General features: G+C 68.3%; 16 protein-coding genes. 3 read left to right on the forward strand and 13 right to left on the reverse strand.

Features of this window, described 5'->3' with window-relative positions; genetic code table 11:
• Positions 1–18: 18 nt before the first annotated feature.
• Positions 19–978: a Bug family tripartite tricarboxylate transporter substrate binding protein gene (locus NYP07_RS11130; protein ID WP_268150359.1), complete on the forward strand. Its 960-nt coding sequence runs from the start codon at positions 19–21 to the stop codon at positions 976–978.
• Here NYP07_RS11130 and NYP07_RS11135 read toward each other — a convergent pair.
• The gene (locus NYP07_RS11135; protein ID WP_268150361.1) at positions 950–2230 is read right to left on the reverse strand and encodes a YihY family inner membrane protein; all 1281 of its coding nucleotides are present in this window, start codon (positions 2228–2230) and stop codon (positions 950–952) included. The genes NYP07_RS11130 and NYP07_RS11135 overlap by 29 nt on opposite strands.
• 21 nt (positions 2231–2251) lie before the next feature.
• On the opposite strand from NYP07_RS11135, the gene NYP07_RS11140 reads away from it, so the two are divergent.
• Together NYP07_RS11140 and NYP07_RS11145 are read left to right on the forward strand one after the other, a co-directional pair.
• Positions 2252–2632: a DUF2069 domain-containing protein gene (locus tag NYP07_RS11140; RefSeq protein WP_268150363.1), complete on the forward strand. Its 381-nt coding sequence runs from the start codon at positions 2252–2254 to the stop codon at positions 2630–2632.
• Entirely contained in the window at positions 2629–4032 is a 1404-nt protein-coding gene (locus tag NYP07_RS11145) for an FAD-binding oxidoreductase (protein WP_268150365.1), read from the forward strand. Before NYP07_RS11140 ends, NYP07_RS11145 begins: the two co-directional genes overlap by 4 nt.
• On the opposite strand, the gene NYP07_RS11150 is transcribed toward NYP07_RS11145, so the two are convergent.
• From NYP07_RS11150 to nuoG, 12 genes are all read right to left on the reverse strand, one after another.
• Entirely contained in the window at positions 4029–7253 is a 3225-nt protein-coding gene (locus NYP07_RS11150; RefSeq protein WP_268150367.1) for an efflux RND transporter permease subunit, read from the reverse strand. The two genes, NYP07_RS11145 and NYP07_RS11150, sit on opposite strands and share 4 nt — an antisense overlap.
• 1 nt (position 7254) lies before the next feature.
• A complete protein-coding gene (locus NYP07_RS11155) occupies positions 7255–8418 on the reverse strand; it encodes an efflux RND transporter periplasmic adaptor subunit (RefSeq protein WP_268150369.1) in 1164 nt (387 codons plus the stop codon).
• A 255-nt stretch (positions 8419–8673) separates the two neighbouring features.
• Positions 8674–9255: an NUDIX domain-containing protein gene (locus NYP07_RS11160; protein ID WP_268150371.1), complete on the reverse strand. Its 582-nt coding sequence runs from the start codon at positions 9253–9255 to the stop codon at positions 8674–8676.
• Positions 9242–9544, reverse strand: a complete 303-nt coding sequence (locus tag NYP07_RS11165; protein WP_268150373.1) for a DUF2818 family protein — start codon at positions 9542–9544, stop codon at positions 9242–9244. The genes NYP07_RS11160 and NYP07_RS11165 overlap by 14 nt, the downstream gene beginning before the upstream one ends.
• A gap of 13 nt (positions 9545–9557) precedes the next feature.
• Positions 9558–11039, reverse strand: a complete 1482-nt coding sequence (gene nuoN, locus NYP07_RS11170; protein WP_268150375.1) for an NADH-quinone oxidoreductase subunit NuoN — start codon at positions 11037–11039, stop codon at positions 9558–9560.
• Between the two features lie 21 nt (positions 11040–11060).
• A complete protein-coding gene (locus NYP07_RS11175; protein WP_268150749.1) occupies positions 11061–12533 on the reverse strand; it encodes an NADH-quinone oxidoreductase subunit M in 1473 nt (490 codons plus the stop codon).
• 24 nt (positions 12534–12557) lie between these two features.
• The gene (gene nuoL, locus NYP07_RS11180) at positions 12558–14603 is read right to left on the reverse strand and encodes an NADH-quinone oxidoreductase subunit L (protein WP_268150377.1); all 2046 of its coding nucleotides are present in this window, start codon (positions 14601–14603) and stop codon (positions 12558–12560) included.
• A 25-nt stretch (positions 14604–14628) separates the two neighbouring features.
• On the reverse strand, positions 14629–14949 hold the full coding sequence (gene nuoK, locus NYP07_RS11185) for an NADH-quinone oxidoreductase subunit NuoK (RefSeq protein ID WP_088481271.1): 321 nt from the start codon (positions 14947–14949) through the stop codon (positions 14629–14631).
• Complete coding sequence (locus NYP07_RS11190) at positions 14946–15587, reverse strand: NADH-quinone oxidoreductase subunit J (protein WP_268150380.1); 642 nt, start codon at positions 15585–15587, stop codon at positions 14946–14948. The genes nuoK and NYP07_RS11190 overlap by 4 nt, the downstream gene beginning before the upstream one ends.
• A gap of 52 nt (positions 15588–15639) precedes the next feature.
• A complete protein-coding gene (nuoI, locus tag NYP07_RS11195; RefSeq protein WP_056876568.1) occupies positions 15640–16128 on the reverse strand; it encodes an NADH-quinone oxidoreductase subunit NuoI in 489 nt (162 codons plus the stop codon).
• A gap of 10 nt (positions 16129–16138) precedes the next feature.
• Positions 16139–17236, reverse strand: coding sequence for an NADH-quinone oxidoreductase subunit NuoH (nuoH, locus tag NYP07_RS11200; protein ID WP_268150383.1), 1098 nt, complete (start codon positions 17234–17236; stop codon positions 16139–16141).
• Positions 17237–17250: 14 nt separating this feature from the next.
• Positions 17251–19557, reverse strand: a complete 2307-nt coding sequence (gene nuoG / locus NYP07_RS11205) for an NADH-quinone oxidoreductase subunit NuoG (protein ID WP_268150385.1) — start codon at positions 19555–19557, stop codon at positions 17251–17253.
• Between the last annotated feature and the right edge of the window lie 20 nt (positions 19558–19577).

The following is a 19577-nucleotide window of genomic DNA, read 5'->3' on the forward strand; positions in this document are numbered from 1 at the left end:
CCGATCAAGGAGGCATGCATGCAGATCACCCGTCGCGCGACCCTGGCCGGCCTGGCCGCCCTGCCCTTCGCGGCCCAGGCCCAGGACAACAAGCCCATCCGCCTGCTCGTCGGCTTCCCCGCGGGCGGCGGCACCGACGCCATCGCACGGCTGCTGGCCGAGGCGCTGCAGGCCTCGCTCGGCACGACGGTCATCGTCGAGAACAAGGCCGGCGCCGGCGGCCAGATCGCGGCCCAGGCGCTGAAGGTGGCGGCGCCCGACGGCACGAGCTTCTTCGTCAGCCATGACCACACCATCTCCATCCTGCCGCTGGTGCTGAAGAACCCGGGCTTCGACCCGGCCAGGGACTTCGTGCCGGTGGCCGGCTTCGCGACCTTTGCGAATGCGCTGGCGCTGTCGGGCGGCACGCCGGCCACCAGCCTGCCGGAGTACGTGGCCTGGGTGAAGAAACAAGGCGGCCAGGGCAGCGTCGGCGTGCCGGCGCCGGCCTCGGTGCCGGAGTTCCTCGTCAGGCTGCTCGGCGAGCACAACGGGCTGAACCTGCTCAGCGTGCCCTACCGCGGCAGCGCGCCGATGATGGCCGACATGCTGGGCAACCAGATTGCCGCGGGCATCGGCTCGGTGCCCGACCTCATCGCCAACCACCAGCAGAAGAAGCTGCGCATCGTGGCCGTCATGGGCCAGCAGCGCCAGGGCCTGCTGCCCGAGGTGCCGACCTTCGCGGAGCTGGGCATCGCCGGCTTCGAGGACCTGCCCTACTACGGCGTGTTCGCGCCGGCCGGCACGCCGCGCGCGGCGCTGGAGCGCTTCTCGAACGCGCTGGCCGGCGTCATCGCCCAGGCTGACATGAAGGCGCGCCTGACCGAACTGGGGCTGTCGGTCGGCATGATGAGTTCCGCCCAGCTCGCGACCCGCGAGCGCGCCTACTCGGCGGCCTGGGCTCGCATCATCAAGGCCGGGGGCTTCCAGCCCCAGTAGTGAGCAGGCGGTCCAGCGTCAGCCGGGCCCAGTCGCCCTGGGTCCACAGATTGGCCAGCAGCCCCTGGCGCCGGGCCAGGAAGGCGGCGATCAAGGGCTCCGCAGAGACCTTCTCCGGCGCGCACAGCAGCACCAGGCGCTGGGCGCCCTCTTCTTCCAGCAGCCCGACCCAGTCCATGGCCTGCAGCTTGTCGAGCACGGGGCTGAGCTGCAGCGGGTCCACGCGCAGCACGGTCGCCAGCCCGAGGTGAGTCAGCCCGCTCTGACCCGCCTCGCGCACGCGCCACAGCTCGCGCAGCACCTCCAGCGCCAGGGCCGTGGGCTGGCCCGGCATGTCGGGGCGCAGGTGCAGGCGGCCGGTCAGCGCGGGCGCGTTGGCAGCCAGGATGGCGCCCAGCAGCACGATGACCCAGCCGAGGTAGACCCAGATCAGGAACACCGGCACGGTCGCGAAGGCGCCGTACAGCGTCGAATAGGTCGGCACCTGCTTCACATACCAGGCCAGCATGGACTTCGCGAGCGAGAAGCCGATGGACACGAAGGCGCCGCCGAGCAGCGCGTGGCGCCAGCGCACATGGGTGTTGGGCACATAGTGGAAGAGCCCGGCCATCGCGAGGCCGAACAGCAGCACGTCGGCGCTGCCCAGCGCCGCGGAGATGCTGGCCGGCATCGCGGTCAGCAAGCCCTGGCCGGCGCTGACGGCATAGCTCGTCAGCGTCAGGCTGCCGCCCAGCAGCAGCGGGCCCAGCGTCATCGCGGCCCAGTAGACGAGCACGCGCTGGGCCATGGGCCGCGGGCGCTGCACGCGCCAGATGGCGTTGAGCGTGCGGTCGATGGTCAGCATCAGCGTCAAGGCCGTAACGCCCAGGGCCACCAGGCCGACCGCGCCGAGCTTGCTGGCCTTGGCCGCGAACTGCGTCAGCGCGCCCAGCACCGGCTTGGCGATATTGGGCGGGATCAGGCTCTTCAGGAAATACTGCTCCAGCGCAGCCTGGAAGCTGGAGAAGATCGGGAAGGCCGTGAAGATGGCCAGCATCACCGTCAGCAGCGGCACCAGCGAGATCAGCGTCGTGAAGGTCAGGCTGCCGGCCGTGAGGCCGAGCTTCTCTTCGCGGAAACGCTGGCGGAAGGTGTGCAGGGTCTGCAGCCATGGCCAGGCCAGCAGCTCGGTGATGAAGTTGCCCGCGAAGGCGATGGGGTTGCGGGCGAGCGGCGCGTCGGGGTTGTCGGTTGGCGGGGGCGTCGTGGGCATGGCTTCTATGATGCCGCAGCTATGTCCCCTGCCCCCCAAAGAACCCAAGCGACGGCGTCGGAACGCCTGTCGCGCAACCTCGCGCTGGCGTCCGTGCTGGCCCTGATCCTGCTGTGCCTGGCCTGGGAGCTGTGGCTGGCGCCGACGGGCCGCGGCACGCTGGCCCTGAAGGTGCTGCCCCTGCTGCCCGCGCCGCTGGGCCTGTGGCGCTACCGCATGTACACCTACCGCTGGGTGGCGCTCTTCGTCTGGCTCTATGTGCTCGAAGGCCTGGTTCGCGCGACCAGCGAGGCCGGGCGCGGCCAATGGCTGGCGCTGGCCGAGGTGGGCCTGAGCCTCGTCGTCTTCACGGCCTGCACGGCCCAGATCCGCCAGCGCCTGGCGGCGGCGAAGGCGGCATGACGGCCTTTCTGTCGGCCCTGGGCGAGCGGCTGGGCGCGGCCGGGCTGCTGGTCGGCGGCGACCTGTCGGCCTACGAGCGCGACTGGCGCAAGCGCTACCCCGGTCGCGCGCTGGCCGTGGCCCGGCCGGCCTCGACCGACGAAGTGGCCGAGGTGCTCAGGCTCTGCCGGCAGCACCGCGTGCCCGTCGTGCCCCAGGGCGGCAACACCGGCCTGGTGGGCGGCTCGACGCCCGACGACAGCGGCACGCAGCTGGTGCTGAGCCTCGCGCGCATGAAGCGCGTGCGCGGCGTCGACGTCGCCAACGTCAGCCTCAGCGCCGAGGCCGGCTGCGCGCTGGCCGACGTGCAGGCGGCGGCCGCCGCGGCCGGCCTGCTGTTCCCGCTCAGCCTCGCGTCCGAGGGTTCGTGCACGCTCGGCGGCAACCTGGCGACGAATGCCGGCGGCACGCAGGTGCTGCGTTATGGCAATGCGCGCGAACTCTGCCTGGGGCTGGAGGTGGTCACCGCCGCCGGCGAGATCTGGCACGGGCTCTCGGGCCTGCGCAAGGACAACACGGGCTATGACCTGCGCGACCTCTTCATCGGCAGCGAGGGGACGCTCGGCGTCATCACCGCCGCGACGATGAAGCTCTACCCGCAGCCCAGGGACCGTCTGACCGCGCTGGCGGCCTGCGCGTCGCTGGACGCCGCCGTCGCGCTGCTGGGCCTGGCGCGCGAGCGCGCTGGCGATGCGCTGACCGGCTTCGAAGTCATGAGCCATGCCGCGCTGGCCCTGCTGGCGCGCGAGCTGCCCCAGCTGCAGCAGCCCACGGGCGCGGCGGCCTGGACCGTGCTGCTGGAGATCTCGGACGCCGAAAGCGAAGCGCATGCGCGCGCGGTCTTCGAGGGCCTGCTGGAGGCGGCCATCGAGCGCGGCTGCGTGCAGGATGCGGCCATCGCGCAGAACCTGCAGCAGGCACTGGCCTTCTGGCATCTGCGCGAATCCATCCCGCTGGCCCAGGCCCAGGCGGGCCTGAACATCAAGCACGACATCGCGCTGCCGGTGTCGGCCATCGCTCCCTTCGTCGCCGAGATGGACGCGGCGCTGATGGCCTATCTGCCCGGCATCGCGGTCATCAACTTCGGCCATCTGGGCGACGGCAATCTGCACTACAACGTGCAGGCGCCGGCCGGCGTCGCGCCGGCCGCGTTCCTGGCCGCCCACGAGACGGCCATCAATGAATTGGTCTACGACGCCGTGCAGCGGCGCGGCGGCTCGATCTCGGCCGAGCACGGCATCGGCCGGCTCAAGCGCGACGAGCTGGCCGCGCGCAAGGACCCGGTCGCGCTGGGCCTGATGCGGGCCATCAAAAAGGCCCTGGATCCCCAGGGCCTGCTCAATCCGGGCCGCTTGCTTTAGGAGCCCGCGGCCGCCCCGCCGACCTGCACCCGGCCGCCACGGCGGCCGATCCAGCGCAGCAGCGCGCGCAGCAGGCGGAACAGGAAGCGCAGCAGCGTCAGGAAGGCCAGCACCTCCAGGAAGCACAGCACGCCCGACACCAGCGAGCCCCAGCGCGCGGCGCGGCGCTGGAACTTCTGGCCCAGGTGGTCGCGCATGATCTCGATGCTGTCGTAGAAGCTGGGCACCATCAGCAGCGTCAGGAAGGTCGACGTGATCGTGCCGCCGATGATGGCCACGGCCATCGGGCGGTAGAACTCGCCGCCCTCGCCGATGCCGATGGCCACCGGCAGCATGCCGGCGATCAGCGCGAAGGTCGTCATCAGGATGGGCCGGAAGCGCTTGCGGCCCGCATGCATCAGCGCCTCCTCGCGCGGCACGCCGTTGGCCTCCTCCTGGCGCGCGGCGTCCAGCAGCAGGATGGCGTTCTTGGCCACAAGGCCGGCCAGCATGATGATGCCGATGAAGCTCATCAGGTTCAGCGTGCCCTTGGTCAGCAGCAGCGCGACGACGACGCCGATCAGCGACAGCGGCTGCGACAGCATGACGCCCAGCGGCGCCGTGAAGGAGTTGAACTGGATGACGAGGATCAGATACATCAGGCCGATGCCCGACACCAGCGCAATGCCCATCGCGCCGAACACTTCCTGCTGGCTCTTGGACGCGCCGGCCAGCTTGATGCCGTAGCCGGGCGGGAAGTTCATGCTCTGGGCCAGCTTCATCGCGTCGGACGAGACCTCGCCCGAGGAACGCCCCTGGGCATTGGCCGACACGGTGACGACGCGCTTGCCGTCCACGTGCTGGATGCTGGCCGGGCCCTTGCCCATGGTCACCGTGGCGATCTGCTCCAGCGGCACCATCTGGCCGGTGCCCGACACGGCGATGGGCAGGCGCTCGATGTTGCCGGCGTCGACGCGGTCCTCGGGATGCAGGCGCACCGACACGTCGCGGGTCTGGCCGGTCGGGTCGATCCAGTCGCCGACCTGGATGCCGGCGAAAGCGATGCGCAGCGCATTGGCCGCGTCGCCCACCGAGATGCCCATCGCATTGGCCAGGCCGCGGTGCAGCTCGATCTGCAGCTCGTCCTGCGTGTCCTGCTGCGACAGGCCGACGTCCACCGCGCCGGGCACCTTGCGCAACCGGGCCATGTAGTCCGCGGTCATCGCCATCAGCTGGCGCGTGTCGCTGCCGTAGAAGCGGATCTGCACCGGCTTCTGCGCGCCGTTGGCGAGGTCGTCGAGCACGACGTACTCGGCGCCGGTCAGCACCTTGAGGCGCTCGCGCAGATCGACCGCGACCTGCTGGGCACTGCGCTTGCGCTTCGTGCTCTTGCCGAGGTCGATGTAGAGCTTGCCGCCGGTCGTCTGCACGAAGCTGTCGGTGGCCTGGGTCTCGGGCAGCTGCTTGGCGATCAGCGCGACGGCCGCGAGCTTGCGCCGCGCGTATTCGAGGCTGGCGCTGGGCGGCGTGCGCACCTCGACCGCGATGGTGCCGAAGTCGGAATTGGGCAGGAAGCTGCTGCCGCCGACCGTGGCCTGCAGCGCGATCGCCGCGGCGAAGCTCAGGAAGGCGATGCCCGCCATCCAGCGGCGGTGGTGCAGCGCCCAGGCGATGACGAGGCCGTAGCGGTCGGCCTGGTGGTCGAACCAGACATTGAACTTCTGCAGCAGCTTGGAGATGCCGGTCTTGGGCGCCTCGTGGTGGCCCGGCGGGTCGCCCCAGAAGGCCGACAGCATCGGGTCGAGCGTGAACGAGATCAGCAGGCTCACCAACACCGAGGCGACGACGGTCAGCGCGAAGGGCCGGAACCATTCGCCGGCAACGCCCGCGATGAAGGCCACGGGCACGAAGACGGCGACGATGGAGAAGGTCGTCGCCGCGACGGCCAGGCCGATCTCGGCCGTGCCACGGAAGGCGGCCGTGCGCCGGTCGGCACCGCGCTCCATGTGCCGCACGATGTTCTCGCGCACGACGATGGCGTCGTCGATGAGCACACCGATGGCCAGCGACAGGCCCAGGAGGCTCATGAAGTTCAGCGAGAAGCCGAACAGCCAGACCGCGATGAAGGCCGCGATGACCGAGGTCGGCAGCGAGGTCGCGGTGATCAGCGTCGAGCGCCAGGAGTTCAGGAAGGCGTAGACGACGAAGATGGTCAGGCCGGCGCCGAACACCAGCGCGTGGATGACGTTGTCCAGGCTGTCCTGCGCGTCCTTGCCGCCGTCCTGGGTGACGGTGAGCTTGGTCCCCTCGGGCAGCATCTTGTTGGCCTCGTCGACGATCTTGCGCACCTCCGTGGCGACGCTGACCGTGGACGCGTCGCGCGCGCGGGTGATGGACAGGCCGACGTTGTTGCGGCCGTTGCGCACGCTCAGCGTCGTGCGCTCGGCGAAGCCGTCCGCCACGCTGGCCACCTGGGCCAGGCGCACCAGCTCGCCGCCGGTGCGCTTGACGACGATGCGGTCGAAGTCCGCCGGCGACGCGATGCGGCCGATCAGGCGGATGCTCTGGTCCTCGTACTCGCCACGCACCTTGCCGACCGGGGCCGACATGTTCTGGTTGCGCAGCGCGTTGACGACGTCGCTGACCGACACATTGAACTCGCGCAGCTTCTGGCCGTGCAGCAGCACGGAGAGTTCGCGGTTCAGCGAGCCGAACACCTCCACCTTGCCGACGCCGGGAACGGCGCGGAACTTGTCGGCGAGCTGGTCCTCGGCGATGCGCGACAGCTCGGCGTGGCTTAGCGTCTCGGACGCCAGCGACACCTGCATGATCGGCTGGGCCGACGGGTCGACCCGCTGCAGGATGGGCTCGCGCATCTCCTGCGGCAGGTTGTAGCGCACCGACGCGATCGCGTTGCGCACGTCGTCGGCGGCCTCGATGAGGTTCTTCTTGAAGTCGAACTCCATCACGAAGGTGGCCTGGCCCTCGCCGGCCGTGGCGCGCACCTCGGTGACCCCGGCGACGGCCAGCAGCGGGCGCTCGACGCGGTTGACGATCTCGCGCTCCGTGGTCTCGGGCGACGCTCCCGGGTAGGGAATGCTGACGACGAGGACCGGGATCTCGACGTCCGGGTTCTGGTTGACCTTGAGCTTGGACAGGGCCAGCAGGCCCATGGCCATGATGCCGATGATGCAGACGATGGTCGCGATCGGCTTCTTGATGGCGAAGTCTGAGATCAGCACATCAGCCTCCCGCGCTCGCCGACGAGGCGGGCTTGGCGGCCGGCGCGGCGGCCGCCATCTGCACGGCCGTGCCCTCGACCAGCGTGCGGCTGGGGTTGCGGATGATGACGTCGCCCGCGTTCAGCCCGGTCTTGACGACGTATTCGCCGCTGCGCTGGTCGCGCTCGCCCAGCACGATGGGCTGGCGCAGCAGCTTGCCGCCCTTGACGACCCAGGCGTAGGCGCGGTCGCCGTCGCGCTGCAGGTCGGCGTCGCCCAGCATCAGCGCGGTGACCGTCGACGTGCGCACATGGCCTTCCCCGTAAAGGCCGGCGACAGCGGCCTGCCTGGGGTCGACGAAGTCCACCAGCAGCGCGACCTGGCGCGTTACCGGGTCGGCCGCCACGTCGATGCGGCGGATACGCCCTTCGGCACGCGGGTTGGCGGCGCCATTGATGCGCAGGTCCACGGCCTGGCCCAGCTTCAGCTCGGCGCGCCGGTCGGCCGACACATAGCCCTCGAAGCGCATGCTGCTCGGGTCGATGACCTTGAGCAGGGCCTTGCCGACCTGGGCCGTGTCGCCGGGCGACACCTGGCGCTCGCTGACGACGCCATCGAAGGGCGCGCGCACCTCGGTGCGGCCCATCTGCTGGCGGGCGGCCACGAGGCGGGCCTCGGCCGCGACCTTCTCGCTCAGCGCGGCGGTGCGGCGGTTCTGCGCGTCCTCCAGTGCCTGCATCGACACCATGCCCTGGGCCTGCAACGTCTTCTGGCGCTGCATCTGGCGGTCGGACTGCTCGAAGGCCTCGGCCGCGGCGCGCGCGGCCTCCTGGGCCGAGGTCAGGCTGTCGCGGATGGAGGTGGGGTCGAGCCGCACCAGCACATCGCCCTTGTGCACGACCTCGCCGTTCTCCTTGACGACCTGCTGCACGATGGCCGAGACCTCGGCACGCAGGTCGGCGCGGCGCTCGGGCTGCACCGCACCGGTGATCAGCGGGCCGCTGCTGTGCTCGCTCCGGCCCAGGACCAGGCTGTCCTCCGCGCTGAGCTGCAGCGTCGGCGGCGTCTTGGCCTCGGCGGCGGCGCCTGGCTTCTGGCAGCCGGACAGCGCCAGCATTGCCGCCAGCGCGGCCAGGGACAGGAGACCGCGGGCGGTCGGAGTCTGCGAGTGGGGACGGTGAGTCATCCTGGGGACGGCTGGCGCCGGAAAATCGGTGGAGTGGTGGAGGGACACGGAGGGCGCCCCCCGGGAGGGCGCTGGCAGCGTTGTCGCCGCCCCGCCGGCAGCGCAGGCCACCGGCGATCCGTACACGGTACGAACCCAAAAACGGGCGAAGCATAACGACATCGCCCCAGGGTGCTGGAAGTCCTGCGACGGGCTGCGGATGACGGCGCTGAAGTGCGCCTGGGGCCGACGGGCGGCGGCCCCGTTAGCCGGCGCTCAGCGCGGCGCCTGCCAGGCCAGCGGCCAGGCGCCCTGGCGCCAGCGCTGCAGCCACAGCAGGCCGATCAGCGTCTTCGCATCGGTCAGTTCGCCGCGGGCGGCCAGCGCATCCAGCTCGGCCACCGTGTGCGTGACGAGTTCGAGGAACTCGCCTTCGTCGAGCTTCTGCTGGCCTTTCGTCAGGCCACGGGCGAAGTAGATGTGGATGCCCTCGTCCGAATAGGCGATGGCGTTGTGCAGCACGCCGGCGTAGGCCCATTCGGCCGCGTCGTAGCCGGTTTCCTCGAGCAGCTCGCGCCGGCCGCAGGCCAGCGGATCCTCGCCGGCATCGAGCTTGCCGGCCGGGAACTCCAGCATCACGCGGCCCATCGGGTAGCGGTACTGGCGCTCCATCAGCAGGCGTTCGCCGTCCAGCAGCGGCACGACCATCACGGCGCCCGGGTGGCGGATGTATTCGCGGTGGGCCGTGCCGCCGTCGGGCAGCGCGACGCGGTCGCGGCGCACGTCGAGGAAATGGCCGCGGTAGACCTGGGTGCTGTCGAGCGGCAGCTCGACGAGGTGATCGTCAGCCTCGGCCACGGCGCAGATACCTCCAGACGAAGCCGGGGAAGCCCAGCGTGATGAAGAGGCAGACCGCCGCGGCGTAGAACTGCCAGTCCTGCTGATGGCGCTGGCCGAGGCGGGCCTCCAGCATCGAGCCGAGGCCGAAGACGAGCACGGCCATCAGCGCCAGCTCCAGCAGCCGCCACCCGGCGGCCTTGGGCGCGCGGCGCGGGCCGACGAGCAGCAGGCGTTCGCTGAAATAAGGCAGGTTGGCCGCGACGACGGCCGCGGCCAGGACCAGCCAGACGGCCAGGGACTGGTCCATCGCAGCCGCGCCCTCAGGTCGTCAGCGCCTGGCGGATGGCGATCTTGCAGAGGTCGAGCAGGCCGCCGGGCAGCAGACCGAACACCAGCACCGCCGCGCCGTTCAGCGTCATCACGAGGCGCACATCCGTCGGCGCGGCGATGGCGGCCGCGTCGGTCGGTTCGTCGAAGAACATGACCTTGACGACGCGCAGGTAGTAGAACGCGCCGACCAGGGACACGACCACGGCGAACACGGCCAGCCAGAGGTAGAAAGGCACGTTCGTCGACACCAGGGCCTGCAGCACGGCCAGCTTGGCGTGGAAGCCCACCATCGGCGGCACGCCGGCCAGCGAGAACATGAACATCGTCATGACCAGTGCGAACCAGGGGCTGCGCTTGGCCAGGCCGGCCAGGTCCTTGATCTCCTCGGCCTCATGGCCCTGGCGCGACAGCAGGATGACCATGCCGAAGGTGCCCAGCGTCGTCAGCACATAGGTGACGGTGTAGAACATCGCCGAGCTGTAGGCGTTGGCGGCGGACAGCGTGTTGTTGTTGACGACGCCGGCCGTCATGCCCAGCAGCATGAAGCCCATGTTGGCGATGGTCGAGTAGGCCAGCATGCGCTTGAGGTTGCTCTGCGCGATGGCGGCGAGGTTGCCGATCAGCAGCGACAGCACGGACAGCACCACCAGCATCTGCTGCCAGTCCACGGCGAGGCCGATCATGCCTTCGACGAGCAGGCGCACCGTGATCGCGAACGCGGCGAGCTTGGGTGCCGCGCCGATCAGGAGCGTGACGGCCGTGGGCGCGCCCTGGTAGACGTCGGGCACCCACATGTGGAAAGGCGCGGCGCCGAGCTTGAAGGCCAGGCCGGCGACGACGAAGACGACGCCGAAGACCAGCACCGAGGCGTTGGGTACGCCCTGCGAGATCACGTCGAAGACCTGCGGGATGGAGAGCGAACCGGTCGCGCCGTACATCATCGACAGGCCGTAGAGCAGGAAGCCGCTGGCCAGCGCGCCGAGGACGAAATACTTCATCGCGGCCTCGGTGGCGATGGCGTTGTCGCGGCGCAGCGCGACCAGCGCGTACAGCGACAGGCTCATCAGCTCCAGGCCGAGGTAGACCACCAGGAAGTTGTTGGCCGACAGCATCACGTTGATGCCGAGCAGCGCGAACAGGCTGAGGATGAAGAGCTCGCCCTTCAGCATCTCGCGCACGCCGGCATAGGGGCGCGCATAGACCAGCGTGACCAGCGTGGCGATGCAGGCGAAGCCGGCCAGCAGATGGCCCATCGGGTCGGCGACGACCATGCCCTGCATGGCATAGGTGGTCAGGCCGGCATCGAAATAGCTGAAGTGCAGCCCGGCGACGATGGCCAGGGTCAGCTGGGTCAGCCAGTAGGTCGGGCGGCGCTGCTCATCGGTGACCCACAGGTCCACCAGGGCGACGACGCAGCCCATCGCCAGCAGCAGGATTTCGGGGTAGATCGCGAGCCAGTTCATGTCGTTCATTGTTTTGCCTTTGGCTCGTCGTCAACCCGGGATCTTGCTGAGCGCGACGTGCTGCAGCAGTTCGGTGACCGAGGCGTGCATCACGTCGGTGAAGGGCTTGGGATAGACGCCCATGTAGAGCGTGGCAATGGCCAGCAGGGCCAGCATGACGAACTCGCGGCGGTTGATGTCGCTCAGAGCGCGCACGTCGTCGTTGGCGATGTCGCCGAAGTAGACGCGCTTGACCATCCACAGCGTGTAGGCCGCGCCGAAGACCAGGGCCGTCGCCGCGATGCCGCCCACCCAGAAGTTGGCCTTCACGGTGCCGAGGATGACCATCCACTCGCCGACGAAGCCGGCCGTGGCGGGCAGGCCGCAGTTGGCCATGCCGAAGAAGACGGCGAAGGCGGCGAACTTGGGCATGGTGTTGACGACGCCGCCGTAGGACGCGATCTCGCGCGAGTGCACGCGGTCGTAGAGCACGCCGATGCTCAGGAACATCGCGCCCGACACGAAGCCGTGCGAAATCATCTGCACGAGTCCGCCGGACACGCCGAGCTCGTTGAAGATGAAGAAGCCCAGCGTGACGAAGCCCATGTGGGCGATGGACGAATAGGCCACCAGCTTCTTCATGTCCTTCTGCACCAGCGCGACGAGGCCGATGTAGACGACGGCGATCAGCGACATCGCGATGATGAGCCAGGACCACTGGTGGGCGGCGTCGGGCGTGATCGGCAACGAGAAACGCAGGAAGCCGTAGCAGCCCAGCTTCAGCATGATGGCCGCCAGCACGACGGAGCCGCCGGTGGGGGCCTCGACGTGGGCGTCCGGCAGCCAGGTGTGCACCGGCCACATCGGCACCTTGACCGAGAAGGCGGCCAGGAAGGCGAAGAACAGCCAGGTCTGGGCGCTGCCGGTGAGGGGCAGCTTGTGCCAGGTCAGGATGTCGAAGCTGCCGGCCGACTGGTAGTACAGATAGAGCAGCGCGACCAGCATCAGCAGCGAGCCGGCCAGCGTGTACAGGAAGAACTTGAAGGCCGCGTAGACGCGGTTCGGGCCGCCCCAGACGCCGATGATGATGTACATCGGGATCAGCGTGGCCTCGAAGAACACGTAGAACAGCATGCCGTCCAGCGCGCTGAACACGCCGACCATCAGGCCCGACAGGATCAGGAACGCGCCCATGTACTGGTTCACGCGGGTCTCGACGACCTCCCAGGCCGAGATGACGACGATGACCGTTATGAAGGCCGTCAGCGGTACGAACCACATCGAAATGCCGTCCACGCCGAGGTGGTAGCGGATGTTGAAGCGCTCGATCCAGGCCAGGTTCTCGACGAACTGCATCGCAGCCGTCGACGTGTCGAAACCGGTGACCAGCGGCAGCGTGACGAGGAAGCTCGCCAGCGCCGCGACGAGCGCCATCCAGCGCACCGCATTGGCCTGTTCGTCGCGCCCGAGCGCCAGCAGCAGTGCGCCGCAGACGATGGGCAGAAAAATCGCAAGACTCAGCATCATTCTTGTTCTCCGCCGTCTCGATCAGGCCCCGAGCAGGGACTTGAACTGGGGCTCGATAAAGGGCCAGAGCTTCCAGGTCATCAGACCCATGACGCCGAGGATCATGACGAGGGCGTACCAGTACAGATAGCCCGTCTGCACGCGCCGCACCAGGCCGGCGACGGCGCCGACCGTGCGGGCCGAGCCGTTGATGATCAGGCCGTCGATCAGGCCGGCGTCGCCGCCCTTCCACAGGCCGACGCCGATGGCGCGGGCCAGGCGGGCCAGCACGTTCTCGTTGAACCAGTCCATGAAGTACTTGTTCTCGAGGATGACCACGACGGGGCGCAGCAGCTTGGCGAGCGTCGCCGGGATGCTGGGCGCGACCATGTAGAACACATAGGCCGTGACGACACCGGACAGGGCCAGCCAGAACGGCAGCGAGCTCAGGCCGTGCAGGGCCATCGCGGCGGCGCCGTGGAACTCGTGAGCCAGCTCCTCCATGGCCGGATGGGCGTGCTCGTTGACGAAGATCGCGTCCTTGAAGAACTCGCCGAACAGCATCGGTTGGATGGTCATGAAGCCGATGACGACGGACGGGATGGCCAGCAGCACCAGCGGCGCGGTGACGACCCAGGGCGACTCGTGCGGCGTGTGATCCTCGTCGTGAGCGTGATGCGCGTCGTGCTCGGCCGCGTCCTCCTGCGGGAAGGGCTTGTGATGGAAGTTCTCCTTGCCGTGGAAGACGAGGAAGTACATCCGGAACGAGTAGAAGGCGGTCACGAACACGCCGATGATGACGGCTGCGTAGGCGAAATCCGCCGCCGGCAGATGGCTGGCGTGCACGGCCTCGATGATCGAGTCCTTGGAGTAGAAGCCCGCGAACAGCGGCGTGCCGATCAGCGCCAGCGAGCCCAGCAGCGATGTGATCCACGTGACGGGCATGTACTTGCGCAGGCCGCCCATGTTGCGGATGTCCTGGTCGTGGTGCATGCCGATGATGACGGAGCCCGCGCCGAGGAAGAGCAGCGCCTTGAAGAAGGCATGCGTCATCAGGTGGAAGACGGCGACCGAGTAGGCCGAGGCGCCCAGGGCCACGGTCATATAGCCGAGCTGGGACAGCGTCGAGTAGGCCACCACGCGCTTGATGTCGTTCTGGATGATGCCCAGGAAGCCCATGAACAGCGCCGTGATCGCGCCGATCACCATGACGAAGTTCAGCGCCGTGTCGGACAGCTCGAACAGCGGCGACATGCGCGCCACCATGAAGATGCCGGCCGTCACCATCGTCGCGGCGTGGATCAGCGCGGAGATGGGGGTCGGGCCTTCCATCGAGTCCGGCAGCCAGACGTGCAGCGGGAACTGGGCCGACTTGCCCATTGCGCCGATGAACAGGCAGATGCAGGCCACGGTCAGCAGCATCCAGTCGGTGCCGGGGAAGACCATCTTGGACAGGAGGTCCGCCTTGGCGAAGGTCTCGGCGTAGTTCAGCGAACCGCCGAAGGCCACCAGCAGGCCGATGCCGAGGATGAAGCCGAAGTCGCCGACCCGGTTCACCAGGAAGGCCTTCATGTTGGCGAAGATGGCCGTCGGTTTCTTGTACCAGAAGCCGATCAGCAGATAGGACACCAGGCCGACCGCTTCCCAGCCGAAGAACAGCTGGAGCATGTTGTTGCTCATGACCAGCATCAGCATGCTGAACGTGAACAGCGAGATGTAGGAGAAGAAGCGCTGGTAGCCGTCGTCCTCTTCCATGTAGCCGATGGTGTAGATGTGCACCATCAGCGACACGAAGCTCACGACGCACATCATCATGGCCGTCAGGCCGTCGATGAGGAAGCCGACCTCCATCTTCAGCGAGCCGAGCGTCATCCACTCGTAGACGGTGGCATTGAAGCGGGCACCGTCGACGGCGACGCTGTACAGCGTCATCGCCGAGATGATGAAGGCGACCAGGACGCCGAGGATGGTGACCGTGTGCGAGCCGCGGCGGCCCACCGTCTTGCCGAAGAAGCCGGCCACGATGGCCCCCGCGAGCGGCGCCAGCGGCACCGTCAGCAGCAGGTTCTGGGAGAGTTGTGCAGACATCTTTTTCGCCTGTGTCCTGTTTCGGTCAGCCCTTCAGCGCGTCGAGTTCCTCGACGTTGATGCTGGCGCGGTTGCGGAACAGCACGACCAGGATGGCCAGGCCGATGGCCGACTCGGCCGCCGCGACGGTCAGGATGAAGAACACGAAGACCTGGCCGCCCATGTCGCCGAGGTAGTGCGAGAAGGCGACGAAGTTCAGGTTGACCGCCAGCAGCATCAGCTCGATGGCCATCAGCAGCACGATCAGGTTCTTGCGGTTCAGGAAGATGCCGATCACCGACAGCGCGAACAGCATCGCGCCCAGCGTCAGGAAATGGCCCAGGGTCAGTCCAGCGGCGCCGATCATGCCTGGCCTCCTTCGGTGGGTGCAGCGGGTTGCGCAGGGTCGGCGACGGTCGGGGCCATCTTCACGATCTTCAGGCGCTGGGCCTTGGTGACCTTGACCTGCTCGGACGCGTCCATCGCGCGCGAGTCCTTGCGGCGGCGCAGCGTCAGCGCGATGGCCGCGACGATGGCGACCAGCAGCAGCACGGCCGCGATCTGCAGCGGGTAGAGATAGCTCGTGTAGATCTCGATGCCCAGCAGCTTGGTGTTGCCCTGCTGCAGTTGGGCGGCCGTGGCGGCCGGCGCGTCGGACAGCTGGAAGCCGCCCATCAGCACGATGCCCATCTCGAAGGCGATCAGCGCGCCGACCACGGCCGCCAGGGGCAGATGCTTCCAGAAGCCCTCACGCAGGCTGTCCGTGTTCAGGTCGAGCATCATGACGACGAACAGGAACAGCACCATGACGGCGCCGATATAGACGAGCACCAGCGCGATGGCCAGGAACTCGGCCTTCAGCAGCATCCAGATGCAGGATGCCGTGAAGAAGGACAGGATCAGGAACAGCGCGGCATGCACGGTGCTGCGCGCCGTGATGACACGGAACGACGACACCAGCAGGATGCCGGAAAAGACGTAGAAGAGGATGGTCGTGATGTCCATACGTATCCAGGCCAGCTGAGCTGGACCGCGGCGGCCGGTGGCCGGCCGGCGATCAGCGGTACTTGGCGTCCGCCTCCTTTTGCGCAGCGATTTGCGGCTCGTACTTGTCACCGACGGCCAGCAGCATGTCCTTCGTGAAGTACAGGTCGCCGCGCTTCTCGCCGTGGTATTCGAAGATGCTCGTCTCGACGATGGAGTCCACCGGGCAGCTCTCTTCGCAGAAGCCGCAGAAGATGCACTTGGTCAGGTCGATGTCGTAGCGCGTCGTGCGGCGGCTGCCGTCGGCGCGCACGTCGCTCTCGATGGTGATGGCCATCGCGGGGCAGACGGCCTCGCAGAGCTTGCAGGCGATGCAGCGCTCTTCGCCGTTCTCGTAGCGGCGCAGTGCGTGCAGGCCGCGGAAGCGCGGGCTCAGCGGCGTCTTTTCCTCGGGGAACTGCACCGTGATGTTGCGCGACAGGAAATGGCGGCCGGTGAGCTTCATCCCCTTGAGCAGTTCCCAGAGGAAGAAGGTCTTAGCGAAATTCGTGATTGCAGTCATGAGCGCCGCCTCACTTCCAGATGTTGAACGGGGTCTGCATCCAGGCACCGACAACGACCAGCCAGATCAGCGTGATGGGAATGAAGATCTTCCAGCCCAGACGCATGATCTGGTCGTAGCGGAAGCGGGGGAAGGTGGCGCGCACCCACAGGAACATCGTGACGACGACGAAGGTCTTGGCGAACAGCCAGAACCAGTTCCAGAAGGCCATCGTGTGCTGGATGAAGCCCGGCGTGTCCATGCCGAGCAGGTGCCAGGACACCGGCGCGCTCCAGCCGCCCAGGAACATGACGACGGCCAGGGCCGACACCAGGATCATGTTGGCGTATTCGGCCAGGAAGAACATCGCGAACGACATGCCCGAATACTCGATCATGTGGCCGGCGACGATTTCCGATTCGCCTTCGACGACGTCGAAGGGGTGGCGGTTGGTTTCGGCCAGGCCCGAGATGAAGTAGACGATGAAGATCGGGAACAGCGGCAGCCAGTTCCAGGACAGGAAGTTCACGCCGTAGCTGGCAAAGATGCCCTTTTCCTGCACCTGCACGACGGTGGTCATGTTCAGGCTGCCCGTCACCATCAGCACGACGACGAGGGCGAAGCCCATCGCGATCTCGTAGGAGACCATCTGGGCCGAGGCGCGCAGCGCACCCAGGAAGGCGTACTTCGAGTTGGACGCCCAGCCGGCGATGATGACGCCGTAGACCTCCAGCGACGTGATCGCCATCAGGAACAGCAGGCCGGCGTTGACGTTGGCCACGGCGGCGTCCGGGCCGAAGGGCACGACGGCCCAGGCGGCCAGCGCCGGCATGATGGTCATGACGGGGCCGAGGAAGAACAGGCCCTTGTTCGCGGCGGTCGGCTTGATGATCTCCTTGAAGATCAGCTTGACCGCGTCGGCGATGGGCGTCAGCAGGCCGTAGGGGCCGACGCGGTTCGGGCCCGGGCGGATCTGCGACCAGCCGATGGCCTTGCGCTCCCACAGCGTCAGATAGGCGACGCAGCCGAGCAGCGGCAGCAGGACCGCGACGATCTTCAGCAGGCTCCACACCAGGGGCCACAGGGCCCCCAGCAGCGTGGCGCCGTTTTGGTAGAGGGTGTCGATCATTCTGTGAGGCTCCCTCAGACCTTGCTGATGCTCAGCGTGCCGAAGGCGGCGCCGAGGCTGGCGGTTTGCGCGAGGCCGGCCGGCACGCGGGCCATGCCTTGCGGCAGGCCGGCTTCGAGGCGGGCGGGCAGCTGCGCGGCACCGCCGTCCTGCACGATGCGGACCTGGTCGCCGTCGGCGAGGCCGAGCTGTTGCCACAGGCCGCTGGGCAGGCCGACCGTGGCGGCTTCGCGGCCGTCGGTGCTCAGCTGCAGCGACGTGGCGTTGCGCACCAGCGCGTCGGTCGCGTAGATCGGCAGGTTGGCGAAGCGCTCGACGCCCTCGGCCTCGGCCGCGACTTGCGGCGTGGCCGAAGTGGCGTTGGACAGGCGGGCGCTGAAGTCGCCACCCAGGGCCTGTTCGCGGACCTGCTCGGAGCTGTCCTGGTCGAAGCCCGGCAGGCCCAGCAGATTGCCCAGCACGCGCAGCACCTTCCAGGCCGGGCGCGTCTCGGCCAGCGGGCGCACGACGCCCACGAAGCTCTGCAGCCGGCCCTCGGCGTTGACGAAGCTGCCCGAGGTCTCGGTGAAGGGGGAGATGGGCAGGACCACATCGGCGTATTCGAGGCCGCTCTTGAACGGGCTCAGCACGACGACCATCTCGGCCGCGTCCAGCGCCTTGGCGGCGGCGGCGGCGTTGGCGGAGTCCAGCACCGGGTCGGTGTTCAGCAGCAGTGCGGCCTTCAGCGACGTGCCATTCAGCATCTGGCCGGCGTTCAGGCCGTCGACCTGGGGCTGGGCCTTCACGAGCTGGGCGCCGACGGTGTTGGCGGCGGCCGTCAGGTAGCCGACGCTGGCGCCGGTCTGCTGGGCGATCCACTGCGCCAGCGCCAGCAGGCCGGCGGCCTGCGGGTGTTCGGCGGCGGCATTGCCGAGCAGGATGGCCTTGCGCTGGCCCGACTGCAGACTGGCGGCGATGGCCTTGGCTTCGTCGGTGGCCGTGCCGGACAGCGGTGCGCCGGCACCGAAGGCCGCGGTCACGTCAGCCAGGGCTTGCACCCAGCCCGACGGCGCGACGGACTGCGATGCGGCGAGGGGCATCAGCCAGTCGTCGCCGTTCACGCCGATGCGGTGCACGGCGGCGCCGCGGCGCGCCGCGTGGCGCAGGCGGGCGGCGAACAGCGGGTGGTCCTTGCGCAGGTTGGAGCCGATCACCAGCGCGCGGTCCAGTTCTGACAGGCTCGCGACGCTCGTGCCCAGCCAGCGGGCCTGGCCGGCCGAGGCAGCGTTGCCGAAGTCGCTGTGGCGCAGGCGGTGGTCGATGTTGTCGCTGCCGAGGCCGCGCACGACCTGCGCGAGCAGATGCAGTTCCTCGACGGTGCTGTGGGCCGAGCCCAGCGCGCCGATGGAGGCAGCACCATGGTCCGCCTTGATGGACTTCAGGCCGTTGGCGATGTATTCCAGCGCCACGGTCCAATCGACCTGCTTCCAGGCGCCGCCCTGCTTGATCATGGGCGCGGTCAGGCGCTGGTCGCCGTTCAGCGCTTCATAGCTGAAGCGGTCGCGGTCGGCGATCCAGCATTCGTTGACGTCTTCGTTCTCGAGCGGAACGACGCGCAGCACCTGGTGGTTCTTGACCTGCACGACGAGGTTGGCACCGGTCGAATCGTGCGGGCTGACGCTCTTGCGGCGCGACAGCTCCCAGGTTCGGGCGCTGTAGCGGAAGGGCTTGCTGGTGAGCGCGCCGACCGGGCAGATGTCGATCATGTTGCCCGACAGCTCGGAGTCCACGGTGCGGCCGACGAAGGTCTGGATCTCGCTGTGCTCGCCGCGGTGGGCCATGCCCAGCTCCATGACGCCGGCGATCTCCTGGCCGAAGCGCACGCAGCGGGTGCAGTGGATGCAGCGGCTCATCTCCTCCATCGAGATCAGCGGGCCGACGTTCTTGTGGAAGACGACGCGCTTCTCTTCGGTGTAGCGGCTCTTGCCGGCGCCGTAGCCGACGGCCAGATCCTGCAGCTGGCATTCGCCGCCCTGATCGCAGATGGGACAGTCCAGCGGGTGGTTGATCAGCAGGAATTCCATGACGCCCTGCTGGGCCTTGACCGCCTTGTCGCTCTTGGTGCGGACGATCATGCCCTGCGTGACCGGGGTCGCGCAGGCGGGCATGGGCTTGGGCGCCTTCTCCACGTCCACCAGGCACATGCGGCAGTTGGCCGCGATGCTGAGCTTCTTGTGGTAGCAGAAGTGCGGGATGTAGGTGCCGGCCTTCTCGGCGGCATGCATGACCATGCTGCCTTCCTGGACCGAGACCTTCTGACCGTCGAGTTCGATTTCAACCATGATGGTGTTTCCCTAGGCAG

Origin of the sequence: Pelomonas aquatica (assembly GCF_026712205.1) — a bacterium.
Lineage (GTDB): Bacteria > Pseudomonadota > Gammaproteobacteria > Burkholderiales > Burkholderiaceae_C > Pelomonas > Pelomonas aquatica.